Origin of the sequence: Streptomyces sp. CB02959, from assembly GCF_002803155.1 — a bacterium.
In the GTDB taxonomy this organism is placed as follows: domain Bacteria; phylum Actinomycetota; class Actinomycetes; order Streptomycetales; family Streptomycetaceae; genus Streptomyces.
In genome coordinates this window covers 234,785-246,812 of sequence record NZ_NNBP01000020.1, presented here as the reverse complement: position 1 = coordinate 246,812, position 12,028 = coordinate 234,785, and the positions used below count along the sequence as shown (strand labels likewise).

Below are 12,028 nucleotides of genomic sequence, written 5' to 3'. Positions count from 1 at the left end.
GTTCTCGAATTATGGATAATGACCCGATCTACGAGAGTGTTGCGGCCGATCTTAAAGTGGCGCGAGATGAGGGGGCGGGGGCGCTCGAACTCGCGAGATTGGCGCAGGCCCGGCTTGGGGCGAGGTTTGGTGCGTTGTCTTTCATCGCCACGTTCAAAATGGCATTCGGTATCCCAGTGGAAGTTCTTCACCGGGCTCACGCCTGGGAAGGCTTTAACCTTGGGCAAGTGGGCATCTCGGATGCAGAGTTCGAGGGTCTCCTAGCGGGTTGGATTCCGGTGAATCCGGAAGGTTCTTGACCTGCACGGTGAGTCGTGGAGTCGGCGGCGCCGCAATGCGTTGAGGGTGATCTCCGTGATCTCCGCGATGCTGGCGCCGCTCGCCTTGCCTATCGAGACGTAGGGAGGACCGGGTCCTCGTCGTCGGGGGCGTTGTCGGCCGGACCGGGGAGGCGGCCGAGCCTGCTGTCGGCGATGCGGAGGGTGTTGGCGAGGGCGGCCGTGGTGCGGATGAGGGTCAGGCGGAGCAGGAGGGGGCCGGCGGCTTCGTTGCGCAGGGTGGTCTGGGCGTCGGTGAAGGCGTGGGCCGCGTTGCGCATCTGCTGGGCTTCCATGCGGTCGGCCCTGCGGGAGAGGAAGCCGTTGCCGTCGCCGGAGGGGGCGAGGTAGCAGGGGCGGCCGTCCCAGGTCGACCAGGGAAGCAACCGGAGGGCGGAGCCCGGCTGTTGGGGGTTGTCGGGGTCGTAGGTCATTTCAGTCCATCTCTGCACGGTGCCGACCGAGGTCGGGCGTCTTGTGTGAACTCCCCACCAGGGTTTAGTGACGGTGGGTACGTTCGCAATAGGCAGAGTGTGACGGCGTAAGTGACACGAGGGGGTTGACGCGATGGGCAACACCTACGGTGATTGGCTTCGCGAACAGCGGCAGCAAGCAGGGTTGACGCAGCAGCAATTGGCGGATGTGGCGATCATGACGCGCTCGCATATCGCGCACATCGAGGCGGGGCGTCGGGTGCCGTCGAAGGATGACGCGAGGCGGCTCGACCAGGCGCTCAATACGGGGAATGTGCTGAGTAGCTTTCGACCGGCGGGTGAGCCGACGGTGGCCGAACGCTTCGCGGACGCGCTGCAGCTCGAACAGCAGGCAGAAATGATCTGGGAGTTCGCGAGCACGCTGGTGCCTGGTCTGTTGCAGACGGAGGGGTACGCGCGTGCGGTGATGAGTACGGCCTTTCCTCCGTGGAGTGAGGAAGACTGTGACAGGCTCGTTCGCACGCGGCTCGGGCGGGCGAAGATCTTCGACAATCCGACGTCGCCAGTAATGTGCGCACTGCTGGACGAGGCGGTATTGCGCCGACCGGTGGGTGGCCCCGCGGTCATGGCGGAGCAGATCACGCACATCGTCCGCATGGCCGAGGAAGGGCTGGTGCGGGTGCACGTCCTGCCGTTCAGCGCTTGTGCCCAACCGCTCATGGACGGGCAGTTGAAGCTGATGTGGTTCGAGGACCAGCCACCGGCTGCCTATTGCGTGGGGCTGTCCACGAGCCAGATCCATGAGTCGCTGTCTGTCGTCCACGCGTTGCAGACCAAATACGCTCTCACATTGGGGGACGCGTTGCCGGTGCAGCAGTCACTGGCTCTGATGAGGGCGACAGCGAAGGAGCACGGAGACCATGAGTGAGCGCACCATAGATGACGCCGCCTCGCTGAGCGGCTGGCGGAAGTCCTCGTACAGCGACAGTGAGGGGGATAACTGCCTTGAGGTGCTCGACCGCCACCCCCACGGCACCCCCGTCCGGGACTCCAAAACCCCCGACGGGCCGGCGATCGTCGTGCCGTCGGGGGCTTGGAGTGCGTTCGTGGATGCCGTGAAGGGTGGGGCGTTCGGCGGGCGTTAGGCGAGGACGCGGCCCAACGCCTTGATGGCCGACGTAAGTTCGCCCTCCGTGATCGTCAGGGGTGGGGCCAGGCGGATGGTGGAGCCGTGGGTGTCCTTGACGAGGACGCCTTCGGCCATGAGGCGTTCGCTGATGGTGCGGCCGGTGCCGAGGGCGGGGTCGATGTCGACGCCGGCCCACAGACCGCGGGTGCGGAAGCCGGTGACGCCGTGGCCGAGGAGGTCGGTGAGGCCGGAGTGCAGGACCTTGCCCAACTCGGCGGCGCGGGATTGGTATTCGCCGGTGGCGAGGAGGTCGATGACGGCTGTGCCGACGGCCGCGGCGAGTGGGTTGCCGCCGAAGGTGGAGCCGTGTTGGCCGGGGCCGAGGACGGACATGACGTCGCGGCGGGCGGCGACCGCGGAGACGGGGACGATGCCGCCGCCGAGGGCCTTGCCGAGGAGGACCACGTCCGGGGTGACGTGCTCGTACTCGACGGCCAGTGTCGTGCCGGTGCGGCCGAGGCCGGACTGGATCTCGTCGGCGATGAAGAGGCAGCCCGCGCGGGTGGTCGCGGCGCGGACGCCGGCGAGGTAGCCGTCGTCGGGGATGAGGACGCCGGCCTCGCCCTGGATGGGTTCGATCAGGACGGCGGCGGTGGTGTCGTCGAGGGCGGCTTCGAGGGCGGCGAGGTCGTTGTAGGGGACGGTGCGGAAGCCGGGGGTGTAGGGGCCGAAGCCGGCGCGGGCGTCCTCGTCGTCGGAGAAGCTGATGATGGTGGTGGTGCGGCCGTGGAAGTTGCCGCCCGCGACGACGATGGTGGCCTGGTCGGCGGGGACGCCCTTGACCTCGTAGGCCCATTTGCGGGCGAGCTTGATGCCGCTCTCGACGGCCTCGGCGCCGGTGTTCATGGGGAGGACCATGTCCAGGCCGGTGAGGTCGGCCAGGCCCTCGGCGAACTGCGCGAGGCGGTCGTGGTGGAAGGCGCGGGAGGTGAGCGTGAGCGCGTCCAGCTGGCGGTGGGCGGCCTCGATGAGCGACGGGTGGCGGTGGCCGAAGTTGAGTGCCGAGTAGCCGGCCAGCATGTCGAGGTAGCGGCGGCCCTCGACGTCCTCGACCCAGACGCCCTCGGCGCGGGAGATGACGACGGGGAGGGGGTGGTAGTTGTGGGCGAGGACGGGCGCCTCGGCCTTGATGAGGTCGGCGGAGGAGCGGCTGGCTGCGGTGCGCGGGTCGGTCGTCGTCATGAGCGGATCTCCTGAGTGCAGCACTTGATGCCGCCGCCGGCCTTGTGGAACTCGGAGAGGTCGACGGGGACGGGGACGTAGCCGCGGGCGGCGAGTCGGTCGATCAGGCCGGTGGCCTGGGGGGCGATGAAGACGTGGCGGCCGTCGGAGACCGAGTTGAGGCCGAAGGCCAGGGCGTCGTCGCGGGTGGCGAGGACGGCGTCGGGGAAGAGGCGGCGGAGCACCTCGCGGCTGCCGGGGGAGAAGGCGTCGGGGTAGTAGGCGAGGGCCGCGCCGCCGGTGTCGCCCTCCCCGCCGCCGGTGCCCAGGCCGTCGTCGAGGACGAAGAGGGCGGTGTCCAGGTGGTAGAAGTACGGGTCGGTCAGCTGGAGGCTGATCGCCGGCAGGCCGAAGTACTCCTGGACCTCGGCGTGTGCGTCGCGGGTGGTGCGGAAGCCGGTGCCGGCGAGGAGGTAGCGGCCGACGGGCACCAGGTCGCCCTCGCCCTCGCAGGGCGACTCGGGGCGGTAGAGATCGTAGCCGGCGGCCTTGAACCAGAGTTCGTACTCGCGGGACTCCGGGCGGCGCTGCGGGGCGTGGAAGAGGGAGCCGAAGGCGCGGCCGCCCACGACGACCGCGGAGTTCGCGGCGAAGACCATGTCGGGGAGGCCGGGGGCCGGCTGGACGGTGTCGACGGTGTGGCCGTGGTCGCGGTAGGCGCGGACCAGGTTCTCCCACTGGTGGAGGGCGAGTGCGGTGTCGACCTCGGCGTCCTCGCTCATCCAGGGGTTGATGGCGTACTCGACGGCGAAGTGGGTGGGCCGGCAGAGCAGGTAGCGCCGGGCACGCGGGGTGCGGTGCGCCGGGTTCAGCAGCGCGCCGCCGGGCTGGGTGGTGGGCACAGAAAGGGCCTCCGCTTCCTCGAATCCGTTTCCACTGCCCGCCGGGTGACGGTCCGTGAGGAGTCGTCACCGGGGGCAGTTCACGGTACGGAGCGGCCGATTCTGGCGACAAGAAATGAATGCTGCGCAGATACGCAGGAATGCTGCTTGTACGGGACGGTTACCGCTGGTTCGCTGCGCGCTTTTGCGGGTGAGGACGGTCTCGGGCGTGGTCGGCGGGCTGGGCGCCGGCGCGGTCGGAGGGGCGGCGGGCGCCGGCCTCGGGGCTGTCCGGGAGGAGGTGCGAGAGCACCATGTAGCTGATCGTCTTGCGGATGAACGGCTCGGTCCGGATGCGTTCGAGGACCTCCTCGAAGTGCTCGACGTCGGTGGCCCGGACGTGCAGCAGGGCGTCGGCGCCGCCGGTGACGGTCATCGCGGCGGCGATCTCCGGGTGGTTGCGGACGACCTCGGCCAGGCGCCGGGGCGGCGCCGCGCTGTCGCAGTAGACCTCCACGTACGCCTCGGTGAGCCAGCCCAGGGCGGCCGGGCGGACGGTGGCGGAGAAGCCCGTGATGACGTTGCTCTCGCGGAGGCGGTCCACCCGGCGTTTGACGGCGGTGGGGGACAGGCCGACGGCCGTGCCGATCTCGGCGAAGCTCGCCCGGCCGTTCTCGATCAGCGCGGCGACGATCTTGCGGTCCAGTTCGTCGAACGGCGCGGACTTGGTGCTCATGGGGCGGCCCTTTCTTCCTCTCCCGTCCCGTCCCCCGGGTCATGGGAGTGCACGTCACGGTAACGGGGGCCGGCGGGTGGTGGCGCAGCGCCCGGATCCGGCCCAAAATCCCCAGGTCAGACGTTTGTGCAGGTCAGTGTGGGTGGCGTAACTCCGCCGTAATGCGGCTTGGCCTAGCGTCGGCGGCCCGGTGGTCGCCCGTCGGGGCGCATCGGAGACGGCGCGGCGGGGCGCGGCGGGGCGAGGAGGCAGGCGTGGAAGCGGACGGCGGAGGCGACGGCCGGGGCGGTGCGGACGGCCGGGGCGGTGGCATGGTCGGCGACGGGCTGACGCGGGCGGACCGTGCGCGGCGGGTGGCGCACGTGCTGCGCGGGCAGGTGCTGCGGGGCGCGTTCTCCGGGGGCGTGCTGCCCGACGAGCGGGCGCTGGTCGCGGAGTTCGGGACCACCCGCAACACGGTCCGGGAGGCGCTGGGGCTGCTGCGCGACGAGGGGCTGGTGGAGCGGCGGCGCGGGGTGGGGACGGTCGTCGTCGGCCGGACCTACGAGCATCCGCTGGGGGAGCTGTCGGGGCTGGCCGAGGTGTTGCAGCGGCACGGGACGGTGGTCAACGAGGTGCGGGAGGCGCGCACCGTGCGGGCGCCGGGGGCGGTGGCGCGGCGGCTGGAGCTGGCGGCGGGCGGTCCGGTGGTCTATCTGGAGCGGCTGCGGCGGGTGGACGGCATGCCGCTGTCCCTGGACTGCACGTACCTCATCCCCGAAGTGGGGGAGCCGCTGCTCGCGCTCGGCCGGGAGCGGCTGGAGAGCCGGGACGTCTTCGACCTGATCGAGAGCGCGGCCGGGCGGCCGCTGGGGTCGGCGGAGGTGGCGGTGCGGGCGGTGGTCGGGGACCCGGCGACGTGCGGGGTGCTGGCGATGCCGGGCGGCGGCGCGGTGCTGGCCGTGGAGCGGCTGACGCGGCTGGCGGACGGGCGGCCGGCCGACCTGGAGTTCATCCACCTGCGCGGGGACCGGCTGACGCTGCGGGCGCGGATGGACCGGGTCCGGGAGGGGTGAGGGTGCGTCGGACACCGGACCGGTCGGGCCCGCGGGGGCCGGTGACCGTGGCGATGTGCCTGTGCGTGACGCTGGTCGTCGGCATGGTCTCGGCGGTCAACCTGGCCATCCCGGACCTGTCCGCCGGGCCGCTGCACCCGTCCGCGCAGGCCGTGGTGTGGGTGGTGGACGGCTATGTGGTGGTCTTCGCCTGCCTGCTGGTGCCGGCCGGGGCGCTGGCCGACCGGCGGGGGCGCAAGGGCACGCTGCTGGGCGGGATGGGCGTGTTCGTCGCGGGCTCGGCGGTGTGCGCGGCGGCGCCGCACGTCGGGGTGCTGATCGCGGGCCGGATGATCAGCGGGGTGGGGGCCGCGGCGGTGCTGCCGAACACCCTGGCGCTGCTGGTGGACGGGCTGCCGGACGGGCCGCGCCGCCGGGCGGTCGCGGTCTGGGCGGCGATGACGGGGCTCGCCGCGGTCCTGGGCAATGTGGGCGGGGGCGCGGCGATCCAGTACGGGAGCTGGCGGGCGCTGTTCGTGTGCGTGGTGCCGGTGGCGCTGGCCGCGCTGGTGCTGGTCGCCGTGGTGGCGCCGGTGGCGGAGCGGCATCCGGGGCCGGTCGTGCCGCTGGCCGCGGCCCTGTTCACCGGTGGGTTCCTGGCCCTGCTGAACGGGATCGTGAGCGGGCCGGGGGAGGGGTGGCTGAGCCCGCCGGTACTCGGGTCGCTCGGGGCGGCCGGGCTGCTGCTGGCCGCCTGGGCCCGGCGTGAACTGCGGTCCGCGCACCCGCTGTTGGACCCCCGGGTGTTCGCCCGGCCCGCGGTCCGGGCGGGGGCGGTCGGGATGGCGGTGCTCTTCCTGGGGATGTTCGGGCTGTTCTACCTCAACGGGCAGTACCTCCAGTACGCGAAGGGGTACGGGCCGTTCGGCGCCGGGGTGCGGCTGCTGCCGATGGCGGCGGCGCTGCTGGCGGGGCCGCGGTGCGGACTGGCGCTGGAGCGGTGGTGCGGGCGGCGCGGCGCGGTCGCCGCGGGGATGCTCGTACTGGCCGGCGGGCTGGCCACGGTGTCGGCCGCCGACGCCGGGACGCCGTACGCGCTGTACGCCGTCGGGGCCGGGCTGACCGCGCTGGGCTGCGGCACCGCGACCCCGCTGCTCTCGCACGCGATGATGTCCGCGCTGCCGCCGGAGGCCGCCGGGGTCGGGTCCGGACTGCAGAGCCTGACCCGGGAGTTGGGGAGCGCGTTGGGGATCGCGGTGACCGGGACGCTGACCGCCGCGGTGTTCACCGCCCGGCTGCCGGCGCCGCTGGCCGGGCCCGGCGGGCCGACGACGGTCGCGGCGGCACAGGCCGCGCTCGGGGGCCTGCCGGGCCGGGGCGGCGAGCTGCGGACGGCGGTGATCGGGGCCTTCACGTCCGGACTGCACGTGGCGACGCTGTCGCTGGCGGCGGGGGTGGCGGTCGCGGCGGGGGCGATCTACCGGTGGATGCCGGACGCGGGGCGGGGAGCGCGCGGAAGCACCGAAGGCGCACGCGTAACTCACACGAAGTAACTGGAGGTGCGCGGGGCGTAGATGGCATGTGCCGGGGACAGATCGGATGCGGTCTCCCGGAAGGGCCGGGAGCGAGAGGGAGGGGATCCCCCATGCGTCGTCGTAACGCCCTGATCGCGGCTGCCGCCGCCGCGCTCATGACGCTGGCTCCGCTGGCCGGTTCGGCCCAGGCCGCCAAGCCCGAGGGGGCCGCGACGCGGATGCAGGAGGGCCGCTATCTGATCGTCAGCGAGAACCCCGCGGTGGGGAAGCTGGAGTTCGCGCCGTTCACGGTGCCGGTCTTCCCGCCGGTCTTCTTCATCGTCGGCTCGCACAACAAGGACCTCAAGGAGCAGTGGACGGTGCGGCCCGTGGGGGGCGGTGCGTTCAGCATCAACTCCACGACGCACCCGGGGGCGCACTGGTCGGTCCGCGGTGACGCGATCGTGGCGACCGAGGGCGGCGGCGACGCGTTCGCCGTCGAGCCGGCCGGCGAGGGCACGTACCGGATCCACGTGCCGCACCGGGACGCGGTGGCCACGCTGAACGAGGCGGGGCGGGAGCAGCTCCACCTGGAGCCGGCCAACGGATCGGTCAACCAGCGCTGGAGGTTCGTGCGCGTCGGCGAGTGACGCCGGGCGGGGCGCGGCCGGTCGTTCCGGGCGCGCCCCGTCGGCGCTGCTACCGCGGTTCGACGCGCTGGATCTTGGCCCGCTCGACGACCCGGGGCCCCACCTCCGCCGCGCGGGCGACCAGGGCGTGGGCGTCCCAGTCGGTCGGCCAGCCGTCCCAGAGGCGGAGGCGGCCGGCGACCACCACGGCGCGGATCTGGTCGCGGCCCGCCAGCCGGACGAGCTCCCAGCCCAGGTCGTAGGAGGGGGTGAGTTCGGGCACGGCCAGGTCCACGAGGAGGTAGTCGGCGGCCTTGCCGACGGCGATCCGGCCCGTGACGCGGCCCAGCCCGACGGCGTCGGCGCCGCCCGCCGTGGCGTGCTCCAGCCACAGGTGCCCGGCGCCGCACACCGAGTCGCCCGACGCCAGCCCGTAGGTCAGCCGCTGGGCCGACTCCGCCGCGTCGACCATCCGGAAGCCGTCGCCGCGGGTGCCGTCGGTGCCGGTGCCGAAGCGGACGCCCAGCGCGGCCCACATGGTGGCGTGCGCGACGGCGTTGCCCTTCCAGGCGCTGGCCACCGGGTTGTAGCTGACCGCGGCGCCGGTGTCGGCCAGCTGCCGCATCTCCGTTGGGGTGAGGAGGGTGGCGTGCGCGCCCAGGGTGTGCGGGCCGAGGGCGCCGAGGTGGTGCAGATAGTCCACCGGGCGGCGGCCGACGCTCTTCAACGAGCGTTCCACGGACGCCAGATGCTCGTTGACGTGGATCTGGAGCACCGCCCCGGCCTCGGCGCAGAGGTCGGCGGTGCGCTTGATGACCGGGCCGGTGGCGTCCTCGGGGACGGCGATGGCCAGGGACGGGTGGACCAGCGGATGGCCGTGCCAGCGCGCGAGGTGGGCCGGGCCGCCGGTCCCGTCGGAGACGATCTTGCCCAGGACGCAGCGGATACCGGCTTCCTCGGTGCCCCTGGCCAGCGCCGCCACGTCGACCGGGGCGCGGGTCCCGGCGTCGGCGACGGTGGTGAAGCCGCCGCGCAGCGCCTCCAGCGCGGCCAGCTTGGCCGAGAGGTAGGCGCTCTCCTCGTCCAGCGCGTGTTCCAGCGGTTCCCAGACGGTCTTGAAGATCTCCGACGGCTGCCCGAACGACTGGGCCTTGCCGAAGCTCTGGGTGAGGTGGTGGTGCGCGTCGACGAAGCCGGGCATCAGCAGGTGGCCGTCGAGGCGGACCGGGGCGGGGCCGCCGCGGTGCGCGGCGAGGAGGCGGGCGGCCGGGCCGACCTCGCGGAAGGTGCCGTTCTCGACGAGGACGGCGTGGTCGCGCACCGGGCCGTCCGGCAGCAGCACCACCTCCGGGACGAGGAGTTGGCGGGCGCCGGTGAACTGGTCCGGGCGGAGGGCGGGGTGGGCCCCCGGGCGGGGCGCGGTCCGGGCGCCGGAGCGGGCCCCGGCGGTCGGGGACTGCGCGTACGCGGTGCCGGCGCCGCCGAGCAGGCCGCCGGCGCCGGCACCGGTCAGTCCGGCCACACCGGCGAGGAAGCCGCGCCGGGCGAAACCGCCGCGGGCCGGGGCCGCTTCGGGGGGTGTGCCCGGGGGTGTGTCGGGGGGTGTGCCGGGCGGCCCGCCGTGGGCCTGCGCCGCTCCGGCGCGTTCACCGGGTCCTGGGTGTTGTCCTGTGCGTTCGGTGCGCCCTGGGTGTTGATCGGTGCGTCCTGTGCGTCCTGTGCGTCCTGTGCGTCCTGTGTCGTCCGGTCGTCCCGCGTCCGGACACTCGCCGGGGTGGTCGGCCCCGGCCTCCCCGGCTTCCCGGGCCTCGTGGCCCCGCTGCTCGTTCGCCAACCCGCTCGCCTGCTTCCGTCACCGCGTACGTAGGCGCGGCCGGGCCCGGGGAACGGGCCGGCCGCGCCGGGTGGCCCGACCCTAGGACCAGCCATAAAGCGGAACAAGGCTTTCGACATGCGGGATTTGGGGAGGTCGGAGGGTGGGTGGCGCAACCCCCCGAGGGGTTGATCGCGTCCCAGCTCACGGCGTGTGCCGAGGTCCCGCCCGGTGGCGTAACGTCGCCGAAACGCGACCGCCGGGGCGGCGGCCGGGCCACGGCCGACCGCTTGATCGCCGCGTGGGATCCTGGTGCGTCAAGTTTCCGCCGGGCGGACGGTGTGCGTACGGCGACGCGGGGTGGACGCGCGCCGGAGGTGGCGGACGGGTGGGCGATACGGGTGGACGTGCGGCGATACAAGGGTGCATCGATGAGACTCTGCTTCCTGGTGGAGGAGCAGTACCGCCACGACGGCATGCCGCGGGACGTGATCGCCCAACTCCGCGCCTGGGGGCACCAGGTGGACGTGCTGCTGCCGGGCCGCTCGCTGATCCGGATGTCCGAGCTGTCCGAGGTCGTGGCGGACGGCCGGCATGACGCGTGGGTCCTCAAGACCGTCTCCGGCGGGCCCGGACTGACCCTGCTGGAGGCCGCCGCGACCACCGGGCTGACCACCGTCAACGACGTCCGGGCCATCCGCGGCGTACGGGACAAGGCGCTCGCCGCGGTGATCGCGCGGGCCGGCGGACTGCCGGTGCCCATGACCTACGCGGCGGTGCGGGCCGAGGAGTTCGCCGAGATACCTCAGGCGGAGTACCCGCTGGTGGTGAAGCCGGCGGACGGCAGTTCGGGGCGTGCGGTGCGGCTGGTGGAGCAGCCCGGGCAGCTGACCGCCGGGGCCCCACAGGCGGCGTCCGACGAGGACGGCGCGGGCGGCGGCATGCTGATCGCGCAGCCCTACGTCCCCAACTCCGGGACCGACCTGAAGGTCTACTGCGTCGCCGGCGACCTCTACGCGACCGAACGCTGCTCCCCGCTGCACCCCGGCCAGGCCGTACCGGAACGGCAGGTGCCGCTGCCGCCCGAGGTCGCCCGGATCGCCGCCGAGGTCGGCACGGTCTTCGGGCTCGACCTGTACGGGGTGGACGTGCTGCTGGGGCCGGACGGACCGGTCGTGGTCGACATCAACGACTTCCCGAGCTTCCGGCAGGTGCCGGACGCGGTCGCCCGGGTCTCCGCGGCGGTGCTGCGCCTGGCCCGCCACGGCAGCGAGCGCGAACTGGCCACCGCCCTGCCCTTCATCGGCCACCAGCGCGGGTCCTGGCCCGCGGCGGAGGCGGTCGGGGGCGCGCGGTGAGGATCGGGGTGATCAGCGCGGATCCGGGGCACCCGCTGCTGGCGGCGACCGCGGCGGTGCTGCGGCGGGACGCGCACCGGGTGGAGTTCGTCGATCCGGGCGGTCGGCGGCCCGCGGCGGACGGGGACGCCGCGCCCGGGGCCCCCGCCGACGTCTATCTCCTCAAGGCGCGGACACCGGCGGCGCTGGACCTCGCCGCCCGCCTGGAAGGCCAGGGGGCACCCGTCGTCAACTCCGTCCCGGCCACCGCCCGGTGCCAGGACCGGGTCGCGATGGCGGAGGTGGCGCGGGCGGCCGGGCTGCCGTTCGCGGAGACCGTGCGGGTGGCGACGGCCGGCGAGCTGGCGGCCACCGGGGCGGACCTCGACTTCCCCCTCGTCCTGAAGAGCCGGCACAGCCGCCGCGGCGACCTCGTGGCGCGCGTCGACACCCCGGCCGAACTGGCGGAGCTGGCCGCCGGACGGCCCGACGAACCGGTGATCGTCCAGGAGTTCACCGCCAACAGCGGCTGGGACCACAAGCTGTGGATCGTGGACGGGCAGCCGTTCGCCGCCCGCCGCCGCTCCGAACTGTCCGCCGGCGGCCGCGGCCCGAACCAGCCGCTGCCACCCGCCGCCCTCCCCACCGCCTGGATCGAGGGTGCGCTGCGCGCCGGTGAGGTGTTCGGGCTGGAGGTGTACGGCGTGGACATCCTCCATGTGGGCGCCGGGGCGCCGCTGTTCGTGGACATCAACGCCTTCCCGGGCATCCGCGGCCAGGCGGGCGCCCCGGAGACGCTGGCGGCGCTGGCGCTGCGCCGGGCCGGGGGCGGCGCCGGGCGGTGACCGGCGGGGTCCGGCACGGGTTCGGCGTGGCCACACACGTCTCCCCATAGCTCACACGCCCCACGAGTGACACCCCTTCCCCGCCAATACAACTCGAAAGAGTGCCAGTTCGGCGGGGGTGTGACCGGGCAGGGCTAC

Annotated in this window: 13 protein-coding genes; 8 read left to right on the top strand and 5 right to left on the bottom strand. The window is 73.5% G+C overall.

Going from position 1 to position 12,028, the window contains the following annotated elements:
- The first annotated feature begins 11 nt into the window (after positions 1-11).
- On the top strand, positions 12-299 hold the full coding sequence (locus CG747_RS47475) for a hypothetical protein (protein WP_146022170.1): 288 nt from the start codon (positions 12-14) through the stop codon (positions 297-299).
- An 89-nt stretch (positions 300-388) separates the two neighbouring features.
- Here the strand turns inward: CG747_RS47475 and CG747_RS29690 are convergent, their stop codons facing one another.
- Entirely contained in the window at positions 389-751 is a 363-nt protein-coding gene (locus tag CG747_RS29690; RefSeq protein WP_100604903.1) for a hypothetical protein, read from the bottom strand.
- A 133-nt stretch (positions 752-884) separates the two neighbouring features.
- On the opposite strand from CG747_RS29690, the gene CG747_RS29685 reads away from it, so the two are divergent.
- The gene (locus tag CG747_RS29685; protein WP_100604902.1) at positions 885-1,679 is read left to right on the top strand and encodes a helix-turn-helix transcriptional regulator; all 795 of its coding nucleotides are present in this window, start codon (positions 885-887) and stop codon (positions 1,677-1,679) included.
- Entirely contained in the window at positions 1,672-1,896 is a 225-nt protein-coding gene (locus tag CG747_RS29680; protein ID WP_100604901.1) for a DUF397 domain-containing protein, read from the top strand. The genes CG747_RS29685 and CG747_RS29680 overlap by 8 nt, the downstream gene beginning before the upstream one ends.
- Here the strand turns inward: CG747_RS29680 and rocD are convergent.
- The 3 genes from rocD to CG747_RS29665 form a co-directional block, all read right to left on the bottom strand.
- Positions 1,893-3,122, bottom strand: a complete 1,230-nt coding sequence (gene rocD / locus CG747_RS29675) for an ornithine--oxo-acid transaminase (RefSeq protein ID WP_100604900.1) — start codon at positions 3,120-3,122, stop codon at positions 1,893-1,895. The two genes, CG747_RS29680 and rocD, sit on opposite strands and share 4 nt — an antisense overlap.
- Positions 3,119-4,003, bottom strand: coding sequence for a dimethylargininase (gene ddaH, locus CG747_RS29670; RefSeq protein ID WP_180985744.1), 885 nt, complete (start codon positions 4,001-4,003; stop codon positions 3,119-3,121). Before ddaH ends, rocD begins: the two co-directional genes overlap by 4 nt.
- 160 nt (positions 4,004-4,163) lie before the next feature.
- On the bottom strand, positions 4,164-4,718 hold the full coding sequence (locus CG747_RS29665) for an Lrp/AsnC family transcriptional regulator (RefSeq protein ID WP_100604899.1): 555 nt from the start codon (positions 4,716-4,718) through the stop codon (positions 4,164-4,166).
- A 311-nt stretch (positions 4,719-5,029) separates the two neighbouring features.
- On the opposite strand from CG747_RS29665, the gene CG747_RS29660 reads away from it, so the two are divergent.
- The 3 genes from CG747_RS29660 to CG747_RS29650 all read left to right on the top strand — a co-directional run bounded on the left by CG747_RS29660 (position 5,030) and on the right by CG747_RS29650 (position 7,916).
- A complete protein-coding gene (locus tag CG747_RS29660) occupies positions 5,030-5,773 on the top strand; it encodes a GntR family transcriptional regulator (RefSeq protein ID WP_180985752.1) in 744 nt (247 codons plus the stop codon).
- 2 nt (positions 5,774-5,775) lie between these two features.
- Positions 5,776-7,305, top strand: coding sequence for an MFS transporter (locus CG747_RS29655; protein ID WP_257980833.1), 1,530 nt, complete (start codon positions 5,776-5,778; stop codon positions 7,303-7,305).
- A gap of 92 nt (positions 7,306-7,397) precedes the next feature.
- On the top strand, positions 7,398-7,916 hold the full coding sequence (locus CG747_RS29650) for an RICIN domain-containing protein (RefSeq protein WP_100604897.1): 519 nt from the start codon (positions 7,398-7,400) through the stop codon (positions 7,914-7,916).
- Between the two features lie 49 nt (positions 7,917-7,965).
- Here the strand turns inward: CG747_RS29650 and CG747_RS29645 are convergent, their stop codons facing one another.
- Positions 7,966-9,417: an amidohydrolase family protein gene (locus CG747_RS29645; RefSeq protein ID WP_308303810.1), complete on the bottom strand. Its 1,452-nt coding sequence runs from the start codon at positions 9,415-9,417 to the stop codon at positions 7,966-7,968.
- A gap of 722 nt (positions 9,418-10,139) precedes the next feature.
- Here CG747_RS29645 and CG747_RS29640 point away from each other — a divergent pair.
- Together CG747_RS29640 and CG747_RS29635 are read left to right on the top strand one after the other, a co-directional pair.
- Positions 10,140-11,066 (top strand): RimK family alpha-L-glutamate ligase, encoded by a 927-nt coding sequence (locus tag CG747_RS29640; protein ID WP_100604896.1) that lies wholly within the window; start codon positions 10,140-10,142, stop codon positions 11,064-11,066.
- Positions 11,063-11,890, top strand: a complete 828-nt coding sequence (locus CG747_RS29635) for a RimK family alpha-L-glutamate ligase (protein ID WP_100604895.1) — start codon at positions 11,063-11,065, stop codon at positions 11,888-11,890. The genes CG747_RS29640 and CG747_RS29635 overlap by 4 nt, the downstream gene beginning before the upstream one ends.
- The last annotated feature ends 138 nt before the right edge of the window (positions 11,891-12,028 follow it).

Coding starts and splice junctions, on each gene's coding strand:
- CG747_RS29690 (WP_100604903.1), bottom strand. CDS start 751: ATGACCTACGACCCCGACAACCCCCAACAGCCGGGCTCCGCCCTCCGG.
- CG747_RS29640 (WP_100604896.1), top strand. CDS start 10,140: ATGAGACTCTGCTTCCTGGTGGAGGAGCAGTACCGCCACGACGGCATG.
- CG747_RS29680 (WP_100604901.1), top strand. CDS start 1,672: ATGAGTGAGCGCACCATAGATGACGCCGCCTCGCTGAGCGGCTGGCGG.
- rocD (WP_100604900.1), bottom strand. CDS start 3,122: ATGACGACGACCGACCCGCGCACCGCAGCCAGCCGCTCCTCCGCCGAC.
- CG747_RS29660 (WP_180985752.1), top strand. CDS start 5,030: ATGGTCGGCGACGGGCTGACGCGGGCGGACCGTGCGCGGCGGGTGGCG.
- CG747_RS29650 (WP_100604897.1), top strand. CDS start 7,398: ATGCGTCGTCGTAACGCCCTGATCGCGGCTGCCGCCGCCGCGCTCATG.
- CG747_RS47475 (WP_146022170.1), top strand. CDS start 12: ATGGATAATGACCCGATCTACGAGAGTGTTGCGGCCGATCTTAAAGTG.
- CG747_RS29665 (WP_100604899.1), bottom strand. CDS start 4,718: ATGAGCACCAAGTCCGCGCCGTTCGACGAACTGGACCGCAAGATCGTC.
- CG747_RS29685 (WP_100604902.1), top strand. CDS start 885: ATGGGCAACACCTACGGTGATTGGCTTCGCGAACAGCGGCAGCAAGCA.